We start from the raw sequence: 20,749 nt of genomic DNA, 5'->3' as shown, positions 1-20,749 counted from the left end.
CATTCCCGTCTGGCCGAACCACCTGGATTATCCCTGCTACTCTTCGCTCCACACCGCCAGTTCGTTTCCGGCGGGGTCGGTGAAGTGGAAGCGTCTTCCGCCTGGAAACGGGAAGATCGGCTTGACGATGCGCCCGCCTGCTTCCTCCACGCGTTTGAGCGTCTCTTCCAGTTCGTGCGAGTAAAGAACGGGCAGGGGCTTTTCCGCGCCTTCCAGCGGACTGCCGAAGAAGCCGCCGTCGAGTCCTTCGCTGAAAGCGGAGTAGCTGGGGCCGTAGTCGGTGAATGTCCAGGAAAAGGCATTCGCGTAAAACGCTTTGACGCTGTCGAGCGCGCCGCCGGTGGCTGGCATCTCAATATAGTCGAGCTTTCCCGTCTCGCGCATGACGTCCTCCATGTTCTCTATATGTTCTAAACCTGCCGCATTCCGCATACCGCGTCAAGCGGCATGTTGTCACCCAAATCGATTGAGATGAGGATGCAGGTGCGGCGGCACCTTGCCTTCGCCGCACGCGCCCCTTATCGCTCCAGATGTCGAGGCGCTACACGGCGCCGTTGCTATTTCTCCAGCGGGGACAGCATGACCAAGTGGGTTTACAGCTTCGGGGACGGCCGTGCCGAGGGCAGGGCATCCGACAGGAACCTTCTGGGCGGTAAGGGGGCGAACCTTGCCGAGATGTGCAATCTCGGCCTGCCCGTGCCGCCCGGCTTCACCATCACCACCGAGCTGTGCGCCCACTACTATGCCAACGGCCGCGCCTATCCGCCGGAGCTCGTGACGCAGGTGGAGGAGGCGCTCGAGGAGGTGGGAAGGATCGCAGGCCGGCGTTTCGGCGATCCGCAGCGGTTGCTGCTCGTTTCCGTGCGCTCCGGGGCGCGGGCCTCCATGCCGGGCATGATGGACACCGTGCTCAATCTCGGCCTCAACGACGAGACGGTGGAGGCGCTGGCAGCCGATTCCGGCGACGCGCGCTTCGCCTATGACAGCTACCGCCGCTTCATCCAGATGTATTCCGACGTGGTGCTCGGCCTCGATCATGAGGTGTTCGAGGAAATCCTGGCCGACGAGAAGGCTCGGCTCGGCTACGACGTCGACACGGAATTTTCCGCCGCCGACTGGCTGCACGTCATCGCGCTTTACAAGGAGCGGGTGGAAAGTGAACTGGGTGAGCCGTTCCCGCAGGACCCGCGCCAGCAGCTTTGGGGCGCCATCGGGGCGGTGTTTTCAAGCTGGATGAATCCGCGCGCCGTCACCTATCGGCGTCTGCACAATATTCCTGAGGAGTGGGGCACAGCGGTCAATGTGCAGGCCATGGTGTTCGGCAATATGGGGGAGACCTCGGCGACGGGTGTGGCCTTCACGCGCAACCCTTCGACCGGCGAAAAGGCGCTTTACGGCGAGTTTCTCGTCAACGCTCAGGGCGAGGATGTGGTGGCCGGCATCAGGACGCCGCAGAGCCTGACGGAGGCCGCAAGGCTGGAGGCGGGCTCCCACAAGCCGTCGCTGGAAAAGGTGATGCCGGAGGCATTCGCCACCTTCGTGGAGATCGCCGGGAAGCTCGAGGCACATTACCGCGACATGCAGGACCTGGAGTTCACGATCGAGCGCGGCAAGTTGTGGATGCTGCAGACGCGCGCCGGCAAGCGCACCACCAAGGCGGCGCTGAAGATCGCCGTCGACATGGCCAATGAAGGGCTGATCTCGCGCGAGGAGGCGGTTTGCCGCATCGATCCCGCATCGCTCGACCAACTGCTTCACCCGACCATTGACCCGGATGCCGCGCGCGACATGATCGCCTCCGGACTGCCCGCTTCACCGGGGGCGGCGACTGGCGGCATCGTCTTTTCGTCGGACGAGGCGGAGGAGATGAAGGGGCGCGGAGAGAAGGTGATCCTCGTGCGCGTCGAGACGAGCCCGGAGGATATCCACGGCATGCATGCGGCCGAGGGGATCCTGACCACGCGCGGCGGCATGACCAGCCACGCGGCCGTGGTTGCCCGCGGCATGGGCAAGCCCTGCGTTTCCGGCGCCGGTACGCTACGCGTCGACTACCGCGCCGGCACCATGACCGCGCTCGGCCGCACATTCCGGAAGGGCGATGTCGTGACCATCGACGGCTCGACGGGGCAGGTGCTCGCCGGCGCCGTGCCGATGCAGCAGCCGGCACTTTCGGGTGATTTCTCCGCCATCATGGAGTGGGCCGATGCCGCGCGCCGCATGAAGGTGCGCGCCAATGCCGAAACGCCGGTCGATGCACGCACGGCACGCTCGTTCGGAGCGGAAGGCATCGGGCTGTGCCGCACCGAGCACATGTTCTTCGACGACGAACGCATTCTTGCCATGCGCGAGATGATCCTGTCCGATACGGAAGAAGAGCGCCGGGCGGCGCTTGCCAAGCTTCTTCCCATGCAGCGGGCGGATTTCGTCGAGTTGTTCGAGATCATGGCCGGCCTGCCGGTCACCATCCGCCTGCTCGACCCGCCGCTGCACGAGTTCCTGCCGAAGACGGAGGAAGAGATCGGAGAGGTGGCGGCCGCCATGGGCGTCGATGCGGAGCGGCTGCGCCAGCGCACCGAAGCTCTGCACGAGTTCAACCCCATGCTCGGCCATCGCGGCTGCCGGCTTGCCGTGTGCTATCCGGAGATCGCCGAGATGCAGGCGCGCGCCGTCTTCGAGGCGGCCATCGAGGCCGCCGCAAGCACGGGTGAGCCGGTGGTGCCGGAGATCATGGTGCCGCTCGTCGGCATGGCCTCGGAACTCTCCTTCGTGAAGGGGCTGATCGAGGGTGTGGCGAAGACGGTGCTGGACGAGGCGGGCGTGAAGATCGACTATCTCGTCGGCACCATGATCGAACTGCCGCGCGCAGCCTTGAACGCCGGGGAGATCGCCCGCGAAGCCGAGTTCTTCTCCTTCGGCACCAACGATCTGACACAGACCACCTTCGGCATCTCACGCGACGACGCGGCGAGCTTTCTCGAGGTCTACCGCAAGAAGGGCATCATCGAACAGGACCCCTTCGTCTCGATCGATGTCGAGGGTGTCGGAGCACTGGTGCGGCTGGCGGCGGAGAAGGGCAGGGCAAGGCGTGGGGCGATGAAGCTCGGCATCTGCGGCGAGCACGGCGGCGATCCGGCGTCGATCTCATTCTGCGAAGACGTGGGGCTGGACTACATCTCCTGCTCGCCCTTCCGCGTGCCGATCGCCAGGCTGGCGGCGGCTCAGGCAGCCTGCCGCCGGTGAAGCCATCTTATCAGGTTTCGGATTCCGGGTCTTCCTGCGCGTCGCTAGCCTGAGCGGGAGGGGTGTCGAGCCGCCCCATGATCTCCGCATAAGCCTTGGCGATGCGCGCCACGGGCAGGTCGCTTGTCGCTGCGTCTTCCACCCGGAGCGGCCCACCTTCCGCCGGCTGCGCGACGAGGGCGACCGTTTCTTCGCCGCCGCCTTCAAGCGCCACGGCGGCAATCCAGTCGCAGCCGGCCATGCCGTTCATGCGCATGCGAAAGAGCATCCTTCCGCCGATGCGTTCCAGCGCCAGCAGAACGGCTCCCTCGAAGCCTGTTTGCAAAAAATCTTGATGCTGGAGCGCCAACTCCAACTCGACGATCTCAAGGGGAAGTGCGGGGGTGTCGGAATCTCGTCCAGCCAACCTGTCCATTGTCTATCACTGCTTCCCCCTACCCCTAGAAGATACGAAACGCACGGAAACCTGAAATAGTTCCTACGCGATGGTTATAGTTAGACAACGATTCGGTCCACCTCGCACTACGGGTGGTGCGGCTTCCACATTCACGCGTTTGATGGCCGATTTCGGCCCTTGTCGGTTCTTTTGACCGCCCGCTGGCGAACCGATAAGACAGCAGGCGGGCAGATCTGGGCACGGGTTCGGATGACGGCAATATTGGAACGGCGGTTTTCGCCGGCTGCACTGTGGTCGCGCCGGCTCGGTGCCTTTTCGGCGATGCTCTTCGTCGTCTCCGGCCTGTCGCATCGCTTCGGCGTGCTGGAGACGGTGCCGTTTCTGTGGCTCCTCGGCCTGTCGGGAATTCTGGCACTTTCCGGCCTGCTTCTCGCCGCTGCCGGCTTCGTACAGATGTGGGAGCATGGGTTGTCGGGCCTTAAGGCGGCGGGGCTCGGGGCGTTGTTCTCGGTGCTGGTGCTTTTGCTCTATGCCGTCTCAGCCTACCGTTTCGCGGTTCATCCGCCGCTGGTCGACATCTCGACGGATATTTCACGGCCCCCGCAGTTTCTACATGCCACTACCTTGCGCGCTCCGCCCATGAATACCCTGCAGTCCGGGCGTCAGGAAAATTCGCTCTTGCAACACGAAGCCTATCCTCAAATCAGCGGGCGTCGCTATGAGCACGCCCGGGAGAGCGTGATGGAGGCGGTGAGCGCGCTTATCGCCGCCCGCCGGTGGCGGCTGCTTGAACCCGTGCCATCCGCCATGGGGTCAAGCAGCGTCACGGTGGAGGTGGTCGCCCACTCCTTCTTGCTCGGCTTCCCCTCCGATGTCGCCATCCGCATCGAGGACCGGGGCAATGCCACTTATGTCGACATGCGCTCCGCCTCCCGCTATGGCCGTCACGACATGGGCGATAACGCCCAGCGGATAACGCGCTTCCTGAACGATCTGGACAGGCGCATGGAGGCGCTGAGCGACTTGTCAGGGGGAACGTAGCCGAAAAATCCTCAGGCCGGACGGAAGACCGCGTCGATGGACGGTTCGCCCTCGGCTAAAGCGCGGCCGCGGGAAACAAGATCCTCCAGATGCGCCAGGACCGACAGCGCCGCCGCTCCGTGAAGGCGCGGGTCCGTGTCGCGGTAGATGGCGCGCACGATCTCGGGGATTGTCCGGTCGCCGGAGGAAAGCCGCTGCAGGATCGCCCGCTCGCGCATCTTCCGGTGCGTCTTCAGCCCGCGCAGAAAATGCTGCGGCTTCACCACCGGGCCGCCATGGCCGGGCAGAAACAGCCGGTCCGGGCGCTCCAGGAGCTTGTTCAGAGAGGCCATGAAGTCGGCCATCGCTCCGTCTGGTGGGGCGACGATTGTGGTCGCCCAGGCCATCACGTGGTCGGCCGAGAAGGTGATGCCGGTGCCTTCAAGCGCGAAGACGCAGTGATTGGCGGTATGGCCGGGCGTGTGGACGGCGCGGATCGCCCAGCCGTCACCCTCGATAAGTGCGTTGTCCGGTAGCAGGATGTCGGCACGGAAGTCCATGTCAGCGCTGGCGTCCAAAGGGTTTACTTCGCCGATCCTCAGCGGCCGCGCCGCGCGGTGCGGGCCCTCCGCCGCGACTTTCGCACCTGTCACCTCGGCAAGCCGCCTTGCCAGCGGCGAGTGGTCCCGGTGCGTGTGGCTGACGAAGATATGGCTCACCGGCCGCCCGTCGATGGCTTCGAGAAGGGCGCCAAGGTGCGCCTCGTCATCCGGGCCAGGGTCGATGACGGCGAGCGCCTCTTTTCCGACGAGATAGGAATTGGTGCCGTGAAAGGTGAAGGGACTCGGGTTCATGGCCGTGAGGCGTCGCACCGCAGGCGCCACCTCGATGGGCTCGCCGTAGCGCGGTTCGAATTGCGTGTCGAATTGCACGGCCATTTCTGCAATTGCTTTGTTGACGAAGTTGCGGTGCTGAGCGTGTTGCCGCTTATCATGGAAGGGAATATAGAGGAACGCGCGAGTTCACATAAAGCCGTATCCAAGGAGGCCCCATGTCGCAGGCGATTGCTTCTCGACCACTCATCTCCCTCGCATTGCCGACATCCGGCACCGCGCGCCTAGTGGCGCAAATTCTGCTCGCCGTCACCGGCACGCTGGTACTGACGCTCGCAGCCAAGACGAAGGTGGTGCTCGGTCCGGTAGACCTGTCGCTGCAAAACTTGGCGATCCTGCTGATTGCCGCCTCCTTCGGCATGCGGCTCGGCGTTGCAACGCTGCTGCTTTACCTCGCCGAGGGCGCCATGGGCTTCCCCGTATTCCAGAGCACGCCGGAGAAGGGCATCGGTCTCGCCTATATGGTGGGGCCGACGGGCGGTTATCTCGTCGGCTTCGTCGTCATGGCGGCGATCGTCGGCTATGCCGCCGACCGCGGCTGGGACCGCAATGTCCTGAAGCTCGGTGCTACGATGGCCGTTGCCCAGGCGGTGCTCCTGTTCCTTGGCTTCGCATGGCTTGCCACGCTGATCGGCGCCGAGGGCGCCTGGCAGTTCGGCGTCGCTCCCTTCATCCTTCCCGATCTGGTGAAGGCGGGGCTTGCGGCTTGCCTTGTGCCGGCGGGCTGGGCAGCTCTAAGAGGGCTGGGCATGGGCCGGGCTTGAGCCCATTCATCGACAATGTGACAAAGGGCCATGGGCGCAGGCGTCCGTGGCCTTTTTCATTAGCGGAAGGGAAGGCGATTTGACGGTCTTGGTGACAGGCGGTGCCGGCTATATCGGCAGCCATATGGTCTGGGAATTGCTCGACCATGGCGAAGAGGTGGTAGTGCTCGATCGGCTCTCCACCGGCTTCGACTGGGCGGTGCCTGAAGCGGCCGAGTTGGTGGTGGGCGACATCGGCGACCAGAAGCTGGTGGAGCAGACCATGAAGCGCCGCGGCGTCGATGCCGTCATTCACTTCGCCGGCTCGATAATCGTGCCCGAATCGGTCTCCGATCCGCTCGGCTACTATCTCAACAACACCGTGAAATCGCGCGCGCTGATCGAAAGCGCGGTGCGCTGCGGCGTTAAGCACTTCATCTTCTCCTCCACTGCAGCCGTCTACGGCAGTCCGGAGAAAATCCCGGTGACGGAGGAAAACCCGCTTGTGCCCGAATCGCCCTACGGCACCTCCAAACTGATGACTGAGCTGATGCTGCGCGACACGGCCGCAGCGCATGATTTCGCTTACACAGCGCTGCGCTATTTCAACGTCTCGGGCGCCGACCCGAAGAAGCGCACCGGCCAGTCCACCAAGGGCGCCACACATCTCATCAAGGTTGCCTGCGAGACGGCCACCGGCAAGCGCCCGCATATGGAGGTCTTTGGAGAGGATTACCCGACCCGCGACGGCACCTGTGTGCGCGACTACATCCACGTCTCCGACCTGGTGAACGCCCACTATCTGGCGCTGGAGCGGCTGCGCAAGGGGCGGGGTAGCCTCGTCGCCAACTGCGGCTATGGGCGCGGCTATTCGGTTCTCGAGGTGATTGACACGGTCAAGCGCGTGTCGGGCAAGAATTTTGCCGTGGCGAAGAGCGGCCGGCGTCCGGGCGACGCGGTGGCCATCGTGGCGAGCGCCGAGCGCTGCTTCGCCGAACTCGGGTGGAAGCCCGCCCATGACGATCTCGAGGAAATCGTCACCCACGCCCTCAACTGGGAAAACCTGCTGGCCAGGCGCAACCGGCTATAAGGGCCGGAGCGTCCGTATCAGAAGCGCAAGATCCCGTCGGATCGACCATCTGCTGAGATATTCGGCGTCGGTTTCGGCGCATAATGCCGGCTTCGACATATCGATGCCGCGCACTTGCGCAAGACCCGTGATACCTGGGGCGGCCGCAAAGACGCCGAGCCTTTTGCGGTGGCGGATGAGCTCTTCCTGCTCCGGCAGGCAGGGGCGGGGGCCGACAAGCGACATCTCCCCCTTGAGCACGTTCCAAAGCTGCGGCAACTCGTCGAGCTTCGTCCCGCGCAGGAAGCGGCCGACCGGCGTCACCGCGTCCGGCCGTGCCTCATGGGTGGGCACGGAGGGCGTGTCGGTGCGCATGGTCCTGAGCTTGTAGCAGCGGAAGGGGACGGCGCCGCGGCCGAGGCGTGTCTGCGCATAGATTGCCGGACCATCGGTCGTGGCGCGGACGAGAACGGCGGCCAGAAGCACCACGGGCGCGGCCAAGACGGCGGCGGGAAGCGCAATCGCCAGGTCGAACGCGCGCTTGCCGCGCGGGAGGGGATATCCTTGTTGCAAGGCGGCATCGCCGGAAGCGAACTGCGCCACGTCTTCCTCTCCACTCAAGCCGAGTGCCGAAGGTTTTCGTTCGCCTCCACCGGCAGCATCAGGGTCGGCTTTCCGCCCTTCTCCTCCAGAAGACTGAAGAGCATCCGGCGCACCGCTGCCTCGTCGGCGCGGTCTATTGCCTGCTTGAGCTGCTCAAGCATGCCCGGGACCTCGCCAGCTCTGTTGGTCTGCGCCTTGGCCCGCAGGATTTTGGGATGCCGCGTGGTGTTAACGCCGTTGGGGTCGTAGAAGAGCTCTTCGTTCAGCTTCTCCACTGGTCGCATGCCGATGGTGACGATCTCGATGTCGCCGTCGGGGTTCTCCTTGTTGCGCACCGTCAGGCCGGCAAGCATGATCATGTCTTCGGCCAGATCGCGGATCTTCACCGGCTCGCCCATGTCGAGAAGCAAAATGTCGCCCGATTGCGATAGGGCGCCGGCCTGCACGATCAGCTCCGCAGCCTCGCGCACAGACATGAAGTAGCGCGTCATATCTTCATGCGTCAGCGTTACCGGGCCGCCGGCAGCAATCTGCTCCTTGAAGAGCGGCACGACAGAGCCGCTGGAGCCGATCACATTGCCGAAGCGCACGCAGGCAAAGACGCGTTTCTTTCCGGCCTTTGCCGCTTCGTGGCCGTAGTGGCGCACGATCAGTTCCGCCCAGCGCTTGGTGGCGCCCATCACGCTCTTCGGCCGCACCGCCTTATCGGAAGAAATCAGAATGAAGTTCTCGACGCCGCCCGCGTAAGCCTCCTCGACCAGCGTCAGCGTACCAAGGACGTTGTTGCGCACGCCCTCGATCTGGTTTTCCTCGACCAGGGACACATGCTTGTAGGCGGCGCAATGATAGACAGTCTCCACCTTATGAGCGGCAAGCGTGCGGCGCACGAGGTGCTGGTCGGTGATGGAGCCGAGGACGGGGATAACGGGAAAGCAACCGTAGCTGCGCAGTTCGCGCTCCATCTGGTAGAGCCCGAGTTCGTTGAACTCCAGCAGCACCATCTTCGCCGGCTTGGCCTGCGCGATGGTGCGGCAGAGCGCCGAGCCGATGGAACCGGCAGCGCCCGTCACCATGATGACGCGTCCCTCGACCGGCGTCTTGAGCAGTGCCGGATCGGCTGGCACGGGCGGGCGCCCCAGGAGGTCGTCGATGTCGATATCGCGCACATAGCTGACGATGTACTTGCCGGTGGCGAGGTCGGCGATTGGCGGCAGCACGCGGATCTTGACCGGGAAACGGCCGATACTGGCAACCAGATCGCGCCGCTCACGCGGGCTGGCGGAGGAGGTGGCGATGATGACCTCCTGGATGCCGATGGTGGTGATGAGTTCTTCCAGCCGGGCCGACGAATGGACGCGGATACCAAGGATATCCATGTTGTGCAGGCCTTCGTCGTCGCTGACGAAAGCCATCACCCGGCAATCGCCTGTCGAATGCAGCGCCTCGGTAAGCTGTGCCGCTGCATCGCTTGCGCCGTAGATCAGCACGCGCTTCTTGTCCTTCGCCTTCGGCACGCCGAGACCGAGCAGCCATTTGGCGCCGAAGCGGCTGCCGGCAACGGCGATGATGCCGCCAGCCCAATAGAGAACGGCGATGGTGCGCGGGATGCCCTCCGAGCCGTAGGAAAGGGTGAGGAAGGCCATGCTCACCCAGATCAGGGCGGAGATCGTCACCGCCTGAATGATGGTCCAGATCGCCCGCTCCCGCAGATAGCGCAGAACCGCGCGGTAGAGCCCCATGCGGATGAAGATCGGAATGGCGATGATCGGCCCCGCGGCGATGAACATCATCTGCTCGCGGTTGGGAATGAAAATCCGCTCGAAGCGATAGCAGAAGGCGAGCCAGATGATGAGCATCAGCCCGATCACGTCCACGACCAGGAGCACTGCTCTTTTCATGCTGCGGGAGCGCGAATGAATCCAATCGCGGATTCGGGTCAGCATCATGGCCTGTATAGTACCGTATCGAATAAAAGTTATGCCGCCATCCCTAGCAGCAAATGTGGCAAAGGTCGAACCCGCTGCCATCACCAAGCGCAATAAAATGTTTCGGTTTCGTGATAAGCTCTGTGGTACGGCCTTATTCGCCGTTGCCTTGGAGCGCGGGTATCTCTATATGGGCTGCGTCCGCGGACAACCGGGAAGGGTTGTCCGGTGATGGGGCGTAGCCAAGTGGTAAGGCAGCGGTTTTTGGTACCGCCATGCGCAGGTTCGAATCCTGCCGCCCCAGCCAAACTGGATCCTCAGCGGGCAAATTGGCTCCAAAGCCTTCTTTCACTACACCAGCCGCCGTCGGCAAGCAGATCAACTGTTGTCTGAACACGCGGGCATTTCTCCAAGCGCCATTTGCAGTCCGACGGCACCAGTCGAAGCCGCCGTCCACGGAGCGCCGAAGCGAATCGATTCGATTGAGAATAGGGCGGACGCTGCGTATGGTCGAGCGTCGTCCCGCCTCACCGGAGCCTTTCATGTTCGACTTGTTGATCCGCAACGCCAATCTTCCCGATGGCCGCAGGAACATCGACATTGCCATAGCGGACGGCAGGATCGCCGCGCTTCAGCCGCGCATCGATGCGAAGGCGCGCGAGGAGATCGATGCTACGGGACGGCTTGTCTCACCGCCCTTCGTCGATCCTCACTTTCATCTCGACGCCACCTTGTCGCTCGGCTTGCCGCGTATGAACCGCTCCGGCACACTGCTTGAAGGCATCGCGCTGTGGGGCGAGTTGCGTCCTATGTTGACGCGTGAGGCGTTGATCGAGCGCGCGCTGCGCTATTGCGATCTTGCCGTCTCGCAGGGGCTCCTGGCGATCCGCAGCCACGTGGACACCAGCGACCCGCGTCTGGTCACAGTCGAGGCCATGATCGAAGTACGTGAGCGCGTCGCGCCTTATCTCGATCTGCAATTGGTCGCTTTCCCCCAGGACGGTTATTTCCGCTCGCTGGGCGCTGAGGACGCGCTTAAGAGGGCGCTCGATATGGGCGTCGACGTGGTCGGCGGCATTCCGCACTTCGAGCGCACCATGCAGGAAGGCGCGGCCTCGGTGGAGGCACTGTGCCGCGTCGCTGCCGAGCGCGGATTACCTGTCGACATGCATTGCGATGAGACCGACGATCCCATGTCGCGCCACATCGAGACGCTTGCCGCCGCAACCGTGCGATTCGGGCTGCAGGGGCGCGTCGCCGGCTCCCATCTCACCTCCATGCACTCCATGGACAACTACTATGTCTCCAAGCTGATCCCGCTGATTGCCGAGGCCGGCATCCATGCCATCCCGAACCCGTTAATCAACATCATGCTGCAGGGCCGGCACGATACCTACCCGAAACGGCGTGGCATGACGCGGATACCGGAGTTGATGGCCGCGGGCGTCAACGTCGCGCTCGGCCATGATTGCGTGATGGATCCCTGGTACTCGATGGGCTCCGGCGACATGCTGGAGGTCGGCCATATGGCAATCCACGTGGCGCAAATGGCCTCCATTGCCGACAAGCAACGGATATTCGAAGCCATTACAGTCAATTCGGCAAAGGCGTTGGGGCTGGAAGGCTATGGCCTGGAAAAGGGCTGCAACGGCGATCTCGTCATTCTGCAAGCACGCGACCCGCTAGAGGCTCTGCGGTTGAAGGCGAACCGGCTGGCGGTCATTCGCCGCGGCCGCATCATCGCGCGCAGTGAGCCGCGAAGCACGCAGCTGATGCTCGACGGGCGGCCCGGTATGGTGGACGCGGCGGACTACGCGCCCACAACCGCCGCGGAAGGGGGATGATGCATAAATGGGCATAGATGAAGCTTGACTTAAACTTGTGCAGATCATCATAGTGATTGGACCAAATGGTCAAAAAAAAGGGGGAGCAGGGATATGGTACGCAATACAGCTGTTTCGCGTCGCACCGTTCTGGCTGGCGGGCTGGCGCTCGGCACGGGAGCACTGTTTCCCTCGGCGCGCGCGCAAACGCCGATAAAGGTGGCGGGCATTCACGCTTCGCCGGTCGAAAATGCTTGGAATTCCTGCCTCCACGACGCCATGAAACAGGCGGCCGAGGAAGGCGTCATAGAATATGTCTTTTCCGAAGGCGTTTCCGGCACGGACTACCCGCGCGCCATGCGCGAGTACGCAGAGCAGGGCCATGCACTGATCGTCGGCGAGTCCTATGCCGTAGAGCGCGAAGCGCGCGAGGTGGCCGCGGACTATCCCGATACCGCCTTCCTCATGGGATCAAGCGGTGAGGCCTTCGGCGAAAATTTCGGTACCTTCGGCACCTGGAATCATGAGGGCGCCTATCTCTGCGGCATGCTGGCCGGCGCCATGACCAAATCCGGAATTGTCGGCTCCGTCGGTGCAGTACCGATCCCGGAAGTCAACATGCTGATCAATGCATTCGCCGCCGGGGTGAAAGATGTGAACCCCGATGTGAAGCACCTGGTTGCCTTCATCGGCACGTTCTTCGATCCGCCGAAGGCGCGCGAAGCGGGCCTCGCCCAGATCGATGCGGGTGCAGACATCCTGTTTGGCGAGCGCATCGGCACAGCCGACGCCGCGAAAGAACGCGGCATCAAGTCCATCGGCTCGCTGATCGACTACACGCCGCGCTATCCCGACACGGTGTTCGCCAATGCCATGTGGTATTTCCGCCCGCTGCTCGATGCGGCCACGGCGGATGTCGTGGCCGGCAACCCGACCGGCAAAAACTATACGCCGCTCAGTCTGATGAAGGATGGCGGCAGCGACATCGTTTACCTGGCTGACGCTGCACCTGCTGAAGCGGTCGCGACCATGGAAGAGCGCCGTGCGGCCATCAAGGCCGGCGAGTTCGAAGTACCGATCGACATGGAAGAGCCCGCCTGACGCAGAACGAGACGTGCTTTCAGCTGATAAGCCTCAGGTCGGCCTTCACGGCGATGCGACGGCGCTTGCCAGCGCCATCGCACGTTCCGGCCTGACCGCGAAAGCAGCGATGGAGGCTGCGCTCGCTGCCGCCGAACGGGATAAGGCGCTCGGCGCTCTGGCTATATTCTTGCCATCGCTCGGGCTTGAAGAAGCCGACGCAGTTGATGGCCTGCGCGAGACCACGCCCGAGGCGGTTTCGTCGCCGCCCTTTGCCGGTGTGCCTTGCCTGGCCAAGGACCTTGGCGGTCCATTTGCGGGAATTCCGGTACATGCGGGGTCCCGCGCGCTCGCCGACCATACGGACGCCGCCGCCGATTCCGATCTTGCGCGGCGTTTCCGAAAGGCCGGATTCTGCTTTTTCGGCAGCACCACAGTGCCAGAGTTTGGCCTCTCCTTGAGCGGCGAGCCAGCCATGGGCCCCGTCTGCCGCAACCCGCTGGCGCCGGACCGCAGCGCCGGCGGCTCTTCCAGCGGCGCCGCCGCTGCCGTTGCTGCCGGTATCGTCGCCATCGCGCACGCGACCGACGCCGGTGGCTCGATCCGCGTACCTGCCGCATGCTGCGGCCTTGTCGGCCTGAAGCCGACGCGCGGGATGCTGCCCGGCGGCCCCGATTTCGGCAATCACCTGGGCGGCATCGCCAGCGAGTTCGCCGTCTGCCGCTCGACGCGTGATGCAGAGCTTGCCCTGCTGCATCTTACGGGAGAGGCGAAAGGACCGTTTGCCGATCCTGGCATGGGGAAAATTGCGGCGTCGGATGCGTTGTGTGTCGGCGTGCTGACCGACACCGGCGATCTTCCCCTGGATGGCGATCGCCGGCAAGCCGTTATCGAGGCCGCGGCCACGCTCGAAGCGGACGGGCACCGGATCGTCCGGCTCGGCTGGAACGCGTTTTCCACCATGGTGCGCGACAGCAACGAAGTCTTTGCGCAGATCGTCTCGGTCAATCTGGCGCAGTTATTCGAAACGCTGCGACTCGATCCGGATAAGACGGAACCGTTGACGCGTGCTTTCCTGGAGCGCGGGCGAGGCTGTCCGGCAACCGCGCTTTGGGATGCTCTCCAGAAGGGGGTGAAAGTCAGCTACGCGCTTTGGACTTTATTCGAGGAAATCGACGTCTTGCTGACGCCGATGCTGACATCGCCACCGCCTTTGCTCGGTAGCTTTCCCACCGACCATGGGGACGTTGACGCGCATCTTGAGCGCATGGCCGCATTCGCGCCGCTTGCCACGCTCGCCAACGTGTCGGGCGCGCCGGCGCTCACGCTCCCCTTTGGCGCCGATGCCGAAGGCTTGCCGCTGCCCGTGCAGTTGATGGCGGCAATGGGCGGCGACAGGTTGCTTCTGACATTGGCTGCGCGCCTGGAACGGGAAGAGCGCTGGCGTCAGCCCTTTCCCGTTGCCGGGTTGACGACATGACCGCTTCTCCCGTTCTAGAGCTGCGAAATATCACCAAAAGCTTCGGTGATACGCTGGCCAATGAAAGCGTATCGGTCGCACTCGCCAGGGGCGAGGTTCTCGCTCTTCTGGGAGAGAACGGCGCCGGCAAGACGACGCTGATGAGTATTCTGTTCGGGCACTACACGCCGGACAGCGGTACGGTGCATGTGGAAGGCAGGGAACTGCCGCACGGCAAGCCGCGTGCCGCCATTCGCGCAGGTGTAGGCATGGTGCATCAGCACTTTTCGCTGGCCGCCAATCTGACGGTTCTGGAAAATGTGATGACGGGCACGGAAAGCCTGCTGCGGGTGAAGTCCGATACGCGCGCCGCCCGTGCCCGGTTGGCCGAGGTCTCTGAGCGCTTCGGGCTCATCGTCGATCCCGACGCGCGTGTCGGCGATCTTTCCGTGGGCGAGCAGCAGCGCGTCGAAATCCTGAAGGCGCTCTACAACGACGCCCGCATCCTCATTCTCGACGAACCGACGGCCGTTCTCACCAATATCGAGGCGGAGATGCTGTTTCGCACCCTGCGCGACATGGCGCGGCAGGGCCTTTCGCTGATCTTCATCTCGCACAAGCTGCACGAGGTGCTGGCAGCAGCCGACCGTATTGTCGTGCTGCGCGGCGGCAAGGTGGTCGCCGAGCGCCGCGCTGCCGAGACCAGCAAGGAAGAGCTGGCCGAGCTCATGGTCGGCCGGCGCGTGGCGCGGCCGCGGCGGGAAACAGCGACGCCGGGCGAGACGGTTCTGGAAGCCCGCAATGTGAGGGTGAGCAGTGCAGGCGGCAAGGGGCTTTCGCAGGTGGATTTCAGCCTGCGCGCGGGTGAGATGCTGGGCATCATCGGCGTTTCCGGCAACGGGCAGACGGCCTTGGCCCATCTCGTCTCCGGCCTGGTGCGCCACGAGGAAGGCGATCTGATCCTATTCGGTGAGCCGGTTCGCGATCCGAGCGTGCGCGCCTTCATCGAGGCCGGTGTCGGGCGCGTGCCTGAGGACCGCAACACCGAAGGCGCGATCGGCGACATGACGATCTGGGAAAACGCGGTCCTGGAGCGCATCTGGTCCCCGGCATTTTCACGTCATGGGATGATAGACCGAGGTGCGGCCCGCCAGTTCGCAGCCGAGGTCATCGAAGCGTTCGATGTGCGCGGCGGCACGCCCGACAAGCGGATCCGCTTGCTGTCGGGCGGCAATATGCAAAAGCTGATCCTCGGGCGGAACCTGCATGAGCAGCCGAAGATACTGATTGCCGCACAGCCAACCCGCGGTCTGGATGAGGGCGCCATCGCCGCCGTTCATACGCGGCTTCTCGAGGCACGAAAGAGCGGCGCCGGCGTGCTTCTGATCTCCGAGGACCTGGACGAGGTGCTGCAGCTCGCCGACCGCATCCAGGCCATCGTCAAGGGCCGGCTTTCGCCGCCGGTCGCCGCCGAGGAGGCCGATGCGCGCATGCTGGGCCTGATGATGGCGGGCGACTGGCAGCAGACGGCGCGCGACACGGGGAGGGGGTTCGATGCGGTTTGAACGGCGCGCGCATCGCCCATTGATCCTCGTCGTTCTGGCGCCGCTTTTCGCAATTGGCGCTGCGCTGGCCATTGCCGGCTTCCTGATTGCGCTGGCCGGCGCGCCGGTGCTTGACGCGTTCTGGCAGATCCTGAAAGGCGCTTTCGGCTCACGGCTCGGCATCAGCGAGACGCTGACGCGCACGACGCCGTTGATTTTCACAGGGCTTGCCGCTGCCGTCGCCTTCCGTGCCAGGCTCTGGAACATCGGCGGCGAGGGGCAATTCTACATGGGCGCCATCGGGGTCGCCGCGCTCGCCTCCGGGATCATGGCCGGCTGGCCGCCGGTGGCCGCCATTCCCGTTGCCATGCTTGCCGGCGCGATTGCCGGCATGGTCACGCTGCTCGTTCCGCTTGGCCTGCGGTTGCGCTTTGGCGTTGACGAGGTGGTGACCAGCCTGTTGCTCAACTTCGTCGTGCTGCTGTTCGTCTCCATGCTGATCGAGGGCACGTTGAAGGACCCGCTCGCCTTCGGCTGGCCGCAATCGGTGCCGATCCCCGAGGCGGCGGAACTGCCCGAACTCATGGCGCGCACGCGGCTCCATGCCGGGCTCCTGATCGCAGTGGTCGCGGCTTTGCTCGTACAGTTCGTGCAGGCGCGTACGCGGTTCGGAATGCAGTCGCGCGCCGCGGGTCTCAATGCCGCGGCCGCCAGATTTGCCGGCGTGCCGCTTGGCGTGACACTGGTCAAGGTGGCCTGCTTGTCGGGCGGGCTAGCGGGGCTTGCCGGTGCCATCGAGGTGATGGGGGTGAAGGGCTATGTAACGACCGACCTCTCGCCGGGATATGGCTATGCGGGCATCATTGTCGCAATGCTCGCCGGTCTTCATCCCGTCGGCGTCGTGGCAGCCGCGCTTTTCGCCGCCGTCATGTTTGTCGGAGCTGACAGTATGAGCCGAGGCATGGCGATCCCCACCTACATCGCCGATGTAACGGTCGCGCTGTCGCTTCTCACCATGCTTCTGGCCCTGTTCTTCACCCAGTACAGGATCCGCCGATGATGGAGCTCTTTGACATTTTCGCCTCGGCCGGCCTCTGGGCGGCAGTGCTGCGGATCGCCACGCCACTGATCTTCGGAACGCTCGGCGCGCTTCTGTGCGAGCGGGCAGGTGTGCTCAATCTCGGCATCGAAGGCATCATGACCTTCGGCGCCATGATCGGCTGGCTCACGGTGTATCAGGGCGGTGATCTGTGGGCGGGCCTTTTGGCGGCTGCCTTGTTCGGTGGGCTGTTCGGGCTGCTGCACGCGGTGCTGACGGTGCCCTTTGGCCTGTCGCAGCACGTAACCGGGCTTGGCATCACTCTGTTCGCCTCGAGCCTCAGCTACTACGTGTTTCGTCTCGCCGTGCCGGTGGCCTCCTCTCCGCCGACCATCGAGCCGTTCCAGCCGCTCCGTATCCCGCTTCTGTCCGATCTTCCGCTTCTTGGCCCCGCCCTGTTCAACCAGACAGCCCCCACCTATCTCGCCATCGCTGCGGCGCTCATCCTATCTTATATCCTGTTTCGCACACCGCTGGGGCTCGCCGTGCGCATGACGGGCGAAAATCCGCATGGCGCCGAGGCGCAAGGGGTGAACCCGGTTGCCATTCGCTTCGGCGCGATCATCACCGGCAGTGCGTTGATGGGCGTTGGCGGCTCGTTCCTGACGCTCTCGGCCTTCAACAGCTTCTTCCCTACGATGGTGCAGGGGCGCGGATGGGTCTGCATCGCGCTGGTCGTCTTTGCCTCCTGGCGTCCGGGCCGCGCGCTTTTCGGTGCTTTGTTGTTCGCTCTGTTCGACGCCTATCAGTTGCGTCTGCAAACCGTGGTCGGCAAGGCGGTGCCTTATCAGGTCTTCCTGATGATTCCGTACATCCTGTCGATCGCCGCCCTTGCCGTAATGGCGCGCCGCGCCCGCGTCCCCCAAGCCCTGATGCAAGCGTACAGGCGCGGCGAACGCTGACGACACGATGGCGGGGGCGTCGGCTGGCTCCGGAGTTTCAGAATAGGCGGATAACGCCCGCCACAGCACTGTTTCTCCTTGCGGTGCGCAGCGCAGGCGGAGCCGTCACCCTTCGATCAGGCCACTCAACTCCGCCACCTTGTCTTCCAGGAGTTTTTGGTTCGCCCGCGTCTCCACGTTGAGGCGCAGGAGCGGTTCGGTGTTGGAGGCGCGCAGGTTGAAGCGCCAATCGTTGAAGACCATACCGAGCCCGTCGACCGTTTCGAGGCTCGGGTTGGCGCGCCCGAAATGGTCGGCGACCCGTTCCTGCACGGCCTTGGCGTCAGCGACGGTGAAATTGATCTCGCCCGAGCAGGGGAATTTGGCGATGCGCTCCTCCAGCGTCTCGGCGAGACTCAAGCCGGTGACAGACAGCTCGCACACCACGTCGAGCCAGGTGAGCATGCCCGAATCGCAATAGCTGAAGTCGCGGAAATAGTGGTGTGCGCTCATCTCGCCGCCGTAGATCGCGTTCTCCTCGCGCATCATGCGTTTAAAGTAGGCGTGGCCCGTGCGGCAAGGTTTCGCGACGCCGCCCATGCCCTCGACGATGTCGATGGTGTTCCAGGTCAGTCGCGGGTCATAGAGGATGGTGCTGCCGGGCGCCTTTTCAAGCATGCGCTTGGCGATCATGCCGACGAGGTAGTAGCCTTCTACGAAGCGGCCCTTGTGGTCATAGAGGAAACAGCGGTCGAAGTCGCCGTCCCAGGCGATGGCGAGGTCGGCGCCATGCTCGACCACCGCCTGGCTCGCCTTCTGCCGCTTTTCTTTCAGAAGTGGGTTGGGCACGCCATTGGGCAACCGCGGGTCGGGCTCGTGGTCGATCTTGATGAAGGTGAAGGGCAGGTGCTCTTCGAGGAGGTCAATGATGGGGCCGGCGCAGCCGTTGCCGGCGTGGCAGACGATCTTGAGCGGTTTCAGCGCCTGCCCGGCAACCTCTTCTAGGAGCCGTTCGATATAGGCACTGCGGTCGCAGACGGGCAGCAGGGTGCCGCGCTCGCCGTAGGTTTCCACGCCCGACAGTGCGCCGCCGGAGCGCATCAGTTCCTCGATGGCGTTGAAGGCGTTGTCGGGTGTGGCCGCCGCCGCGCCCTTGAGAACCATCTTGATGCCGTTGTAGTCCGGCGGGTTATGGCTGGCGGTGACCATGAGCCCGGCATCGGTGCCCGAGCGGGCGGTGTGAAAATAGACCTCCTCGGTGCCGCACTGCCCGACCGGCAGGACGTCGACGCCACTATCCAGAAGCCCCTGGGCGAGCGCGCCGGCCAGCGCCGGGCTGTCGATGCGCATGTCGTGCCCGACCACCACCGTCCCCAGCGACAAGGCCTTTTTCGCCGCCTGGGCAAAACCGTATGCGAAAGGAACATTGATCTCACCGGGGATCTGGCCGCGAACGTCATAGGCCTTGAAGGGAGCACTCATGCGTCATTCTCTCCTGATCTACCACCTATTTGCTTGTTAGAGGGGGAGGGGCTGCGATGCAAATGCGCGATTGGGCGGCGGCGGTCACTGCGTGTAACAATGCCTGCTACAGAGTGAATGTTCCTTTGTGTTGCGAAACGCCCCCGCCGCCCCTATTCACCGTGCGGGTTCAATGACCAGGATTTCACGGGGCGAGGCAGGCACGCATGCAGTTCATCGATCTTGGCGCACAGCGCGAACGCATACAGACGCGGTTGGAGAAGAGGCTGGCCAAAGTGCTGGCCGAGGGCCGCTATATTCTGGGCCCGGAGGTTGCCGAGTTCGAGGAGAAGATCGCCGACTATATCGGCGTCGAGCACGCGATCGCCTGCGCCAACGGCACCGACGCGCTTCTCATGCCTCTGATGGCCTTCGGCATCGGTCCGGGTGATGCCGTCTTCTGCCCGAGTTTCACCTTCGCCGCGACGGCGGAGGTGGTGGCGCTGGCGGGTGCTTCGCCGGTCTTCGTGGATATCGATCCCGACAGCTACAACATCGACCTTGATAGCCTGGAGGCGGCGATTACCTATGTGCGCGATGAAGGCCGTCTGACGCCGAAGGCGATCATCCCCGTCGACCTCTTCGGTCTTGCCGCCAATTATAACGACATCGCCAGGATCGCCGAGCGCGAAGGTCTGCGCGTTGTCGAGGATGCGGCGCAGGCGACCGGCGGTTCCTACGGCAACACCATGTGCGGCGCCTTCGGCGACGTCGCCGGCACCAGCTTCTATCCCGCAAAGCCGCTCGGCTGCTACGGCGACGGCGGCGCCATGTTTACCAACGATGCCGAACTCGCCGAGGTGCTGCGCTCGGTTGCCTTCCACGGCAAGGGCGAGAGCCAATATGACAACGTCCGCGTCGGCCTCAATTCGCGGCTCGACACGCTGCAGGCGGCGATCCTCCTCGAGAAGCTTGCCATCCTGCCGGAGGAGATGGACCTGCGCCAGGAAGTGGCGGCGCGCTATCATGAGATGCTGGGCGACGTGGTGAAGGTGCCTACTGTGCCGGACGGAAGCCGTTCTGCCTGGGCGCAATATGCGATCGAGACGCCGGCGCGCGACGCCGTGCGGGCCGGTCTCAAGGAAGAGGGCATCCCGTCCGTCGTCTATTACGAGAAGCCCCTGCACCTGCAGGAGGCCTATGCCGCCTACCCGCGCGCACCGAAGGGGCTGCCCGTCTCGGAAAGCCTGCCAGCGCGTATCCTATGCCTGCCCATGCATCCTTATCTTTCCAAGACCGATCAGGAGCGTGTCGCCGCCGTCGTCAGCCAGGTGGTAAAGGGAGCGTGAATGCAGGCCTGGACATGCAATCGGACCGGCTTACGTGTGCTTCGGAAGAACATTCCGCATTCGGTGCGAACGGCGCAAAAAGCACATCGGCAGGTGAGATCTATTGGGTCGCCTCGCCTTGAGGGGCATGAAAGCGCCATGTTATGCCCACACAGTTTTGGTA

The 20,749-nt window shown here is 63.9% G+C and carries 17 protein-coding genes and 1 tRNA gene; 12 read left to right on the top strand and 6 right to left on the bottom strand.

The genetic code is table 11. From position 1 onward, the window contains the following. Nucleotides 1-36: 36 nt before the first annotated feature. A complete protein-coding gene (locus N5A92_RS00575) occupies nt 37-384 on the bottom strand; it encodes a VOC family protein (RefSeq protein ID WP_260899861.1) in 348 nt (115 codons plus the stop codon). Between the two features lie 195 nt (nt 385-579). On the opposite strand from N5A92_RS00575, the gene ppdK reads away from it, so the two are divergent. Next, complete coding sequence (ppdK, locus tag N5A92_RS00570; protein WP_260899860.1) at nt 580-3,240, top strand: pyruvate, phosphate dikinase; 2,661 nt, start codon at nt 580-582, stop codon at nt 3,238-3,240. 10 nt (nt 3,241-3,250) lie between these two features. Here the strand turns inward: ppdK and N5A92_RS00565 are convergent, their stop codons facing one another. Continuing rightward, nucleotides 3,251-3,655 (bottom strand): hypothetical protein, encoded by a 405-nt coding sequence (locus N5A92_RS00565; RefSeq protein ID WP_260899859.1) that lies wholly within the window; start codon nt 3,653-3,655, stop codon nt 3,251-3,253. Nucleotides 3,656-3,886: 231 nt separating this feature from the next. Here N5A92_RS00565 and N5A92_RS00560 point away from each other — a divergent pair, with 231 nt between their 5' ends. Further along, nucleotides 3,887-4,678 carry a DUF1499 domain-containing protein gene (locus N5A92_RS00560; protein ID WP_260899858.1) on the top strand — a complete coding sequence of 264 codons (792 nt, stop codon included), beginning with the start codon at nt 3,887-3,889 and terminating at the stop codon, nt 4,676-4,678. An 11-nt stretch (nt 4,679-4,689) separates the two neighbouring features. On the opposite strand, the gene N5A92_RS00555 is transcribed toward N5A92_RS00560, so the two are convergent. Then, the gene (locus N5A92_RS00555; RefSeq protein WP_260899857.1) at nt 4,690-5,595 is read right to left on the bottom strand and encodes an MBL fold metallo-hydrolase; all 906 of its coding nucleotides are present in this window, start codon (nt 5,593-5,595) and stop codon (nt 4,690-4,692) included. 113 nt (nt 5,596-5,708) lie between these two features. Between N5A92_RS00555 and N5A92_RS00550 the strand changes: the two genes are divergently transcribed. Both N5A92_RS00550 and galE read left to right on the top strand, forming a co-directional pair. Then, entirely contained in the window at nt 5,709-6,314 is a 606-nt protein-coding gene (locus N5A92_RS00550; RefSeq protein WP_260899856.1) for a biotin transporter BioY, read from the top strand. 79 nt (nt 6,315-6,393) lie between these two features. Further along, entirely contained in the window at nt 6,394-7,383 is a 990-nt protein-coding gene (gene galE, locus N5A92_RS00545; protein ID WP_260899855.1) for a UDP-glucose 4-epimerase GalE, read from the top strand. On the opposite strand, the gene N5A92_RS00540 is transcribed toward galE, so the two are convergent. After that, nucleotides 7,378-7,965: a sugar transferase gene (locus N5A92_RS00540; protein ID WP_260899854.1), complete on the bottom strand. Its 588-nt coding sequence runs from the start codon at nt 7,963-7,965 to the stop codon at nt 7,378-7,380. The two genes, galE and N5A92_RS00540, sit on opposite strands and share 6 nt — an antisense overlap. A gap of 14 nt (nt 7,966-7,979) precedes the next feature. Then, the gene (locus N5A92_RS00535; RefSeq protein ID WP_260899853.1) at nt 7,980-9,911 is read right to left on the bottom strand and encodes a polysaccharide biosynthesis protein; all 1,932 of its coding nucleotides are present in this window, start codon (nt 9,909-9,911) and stop codon (nt 7,980-7,982) included. A gap of 211 nt (nt 9,912-10,122) precedes the next feature. Between N5A92_RS00535 and N5A92_RS00530 the strand changes: the two genes are divergently transcribed. From N5A92_RS00530 to N5A92_RS00500, 7 genes are all read left to right on the top strand, one after another. Beyond that, nucleotides 10,123-10,197, top strand: a tRNA-Gln gene (locus N5A92_RS00530). 235 nt (nt 10,198-10,432) lie between these two features. Further along, nucleotides 10,433-11,734: an amidohydrolase family protein gene (locus N5A92_RS00525; protein ID WP_260899852.1), complete on the top strand. Its 1,302-nt coding sequence runs from the start codon at nt 10,433-10,435 to the stop codon at nt 11,732-11,734. A gap of 93 nt (nt 11,735-11,827) precedes the next feature. Then, nucleotides 11,828-12,814 (top strand): BMP family protein, encoded by a 987-nt coding sequence (locus N5A92_RS00520; protein WP_260899851.1) that lies wholly within the window; start codon nt 11,828-11,830, stop codon nt 12,812-12,814. A gap of 13 nt (nt 12,815-12,827) precedes the next feature. Continuing rightward, a complete protein-coding gene (locus tag N5A92_RS00515; protein WP_260899850.1) occupies nt 12,828-14,273 on the top strand; it encodes an amidase in 1,446 nt (481 codons plus the stop codon). Continuing rightward, complete coding sequence (locus N5A92_RS00510; protein ID WP_260899849.1) at nt 14,270-15,817, top strand: ABC transporter ATP-binding protein; 1,548 nt, start codon at nt 14,270-14,272, stop codon at nt 15,815-15,817. Before N5A92_RS00515 ends, N5A92_RS00510 begins: the two co-directional genes overlap by 4 nt. Next, a complete protein-coding gene (locus N5A92_RS00505; RefSeq protein ID WP_260899848.1) occupies nt 15,807-16,856 on the top strand; it encodes an ABC transporter permease in 1,050 nt (349 codons plus the stop codon). Before N5A92_RS00510 ends, N5A92_RS00505 begins: the two co-directional genes overlap by 11 nt. Further along, nucleotides 16,853-17,797: an ABC transporter permease gene (locus N5A92_RS00500; protein ID WP_260899847.1), complete on the top strand. Its 945-nt coding sequence runs from the start codon at nt 16,853-16,855 to the stop codon at nt 17,795-17,797. Before N5A92_RS00505 ends, N5A92_RS00500 begins: the two co-directional genes overlap by 4 nt. A gap of 105 nt (nt 17,798-17,902) precedes the next feature. Here N5A92_RS00500 and N5A92_RS00495 read toward each other — a convergent pair whose 3' ends face one another. Further along, nucleotides 17,903-19,258 carry a phosphomannomutase/phosphoglucomutase gene (locus tag N5A92_RS00495; RefSeq protein WP_260899845.1) on the bottom strand — a complete coding sequence of 452 codons (1,356 nt, stop codon included), beginning with the start codon at nt 19,256-19,258 and terminating at the stop codon, nt 17,903-17,905. A gap of 206 nt (nt 19,259-19,464) precedes the next feature. On the opposite strand from N5A92_RS00495, the gene N5A92_RS00490 reads away from it, so the two are divergent. Further along, on the top strand, nt 19,465-20,586 hold the full coding sequence (locus N5A92_RS00490; protein ID WP_260899844.1) for a DegT/DnrJ/EryC1/StrS family aminotransferase: 1,122 nt from the start codon (nt 19,465-19,467) through the stop codon (nt 20,584-20,586). Nucleotides 20,587-20,749 lie beyond the last annotated feature (163 nt).

Source organism: Chelativorans salis (genome assembly GCF_025336525.1).
Taxonomy (GTDB): domain Bacteria; phylum Pseudomonadota; class Alphaproteobacteria; order Rhizobiales; family Rhizobiaceae; genus Chelativorans; species Chelativorans salis.
Note: the sequence above shows the minus strand (reverse complement) of the source record. Positions and strands in the feature narration are given on the sequence as shown.

Bases quoted from the DNA above. Each gene is read 5' to 3' on its own strand.
- N5A92_RS00560 (WP_260899858.1), top strand. From the start codon at position 3,887: ATGACGGCAATATTGGAACGGCGGTTTTCGCCGGCTGCACTGTGGTCG.
- N5A92_RS00565 (WP_260899859.1), bottom strand. From the start codon at position 3,655: ATGGACAGGTTGGCTGGACGAGATTCCGACACCCCCGCACTTCCCCTT.
- N5A92_RS00505 (WP_260899848.1), top strand. From the start codon at position 15,807: ATGCGGTTTGAACGGCGCGCGCATCGCCCATTGATCCTCGTCGTTCTG.
- N5A92_RS00525 (WP_260899852.1), top strand. From the start codon at position 10,433: ATGTTCGACTTGTTGATCCGCAACGCCAATCTTCCCGATGGCCGCAGG.
- N5A92_RS00520 (WP_260899851.1), top strand. From the start codon at position 11,828: ATGGTACGCAATACAGCTGTTTCGCGTCGCACCGTTCTGGCTGGCGGG.
- N5A92_RS00495 (WP_260899845.1), bottom strand. From the start codon at position 19,258: ATGAGTGCTCCCTTCAAGGCCTATGACGTTCGCGGCCAGATCCCCGGT.
- N5A92_RS00535 (WP_260899853.1), bottom strand. From the start codon at position 9,911: ATGATGCTGACCCGAATCCGCGATTGGATTCATTCGCGCTCCCGCAGC.
- N5A92_RS00500 (WP_260899847.1), top strand. From the start codon at position 16,853: ATGATGGAGCTCTTTGACATTTTCGCCTCGGCCGGCCTCTGGGCGGCA.
- N5A92_RS00510 (WP_260899849.1), top strand. From the start codon at position 14,270: ATGACCGCTTCTCCCGTTCTAGAGCTGCGAAATATCACCAAAAGCTTC.
- N5A92_RS00550 (WP_260899856.1), top strand. From the start codon at position 5,709: ATGTCGCAGGCGATTGCTTCTCGACCACTCATCTCCCTCGCATTGCCG.
- ppdK (WP_260899860.1), top strand. From the start codon at position 580: ATGACCAAGTGGGTTTACAGCTTCGGGGACGGCCGTGCCGAGGGCAGG.
- N5A92_RS00555 (WP_260899857.1), bottom strand. From the start codon at position 5,595: ATGGCCGTGCAATTCGACACGCAATTCGAACCGCGCTACGGCGAGCCC.
- N5A92_RS00575 (WP_260899861.1), bottom strand. From the start codon at position 384: ATGCGCGAGACGGGAAAGCTCGACTATATTGAGATGCCAGCCACCGGC.
- N5A92_RS00490 (WP_260899844.1), top strand. From the start codon at position 19,465: ATGCAGTTCATCGATCTTGGCGCACAGCGCGAACGCATACAGACGCGG.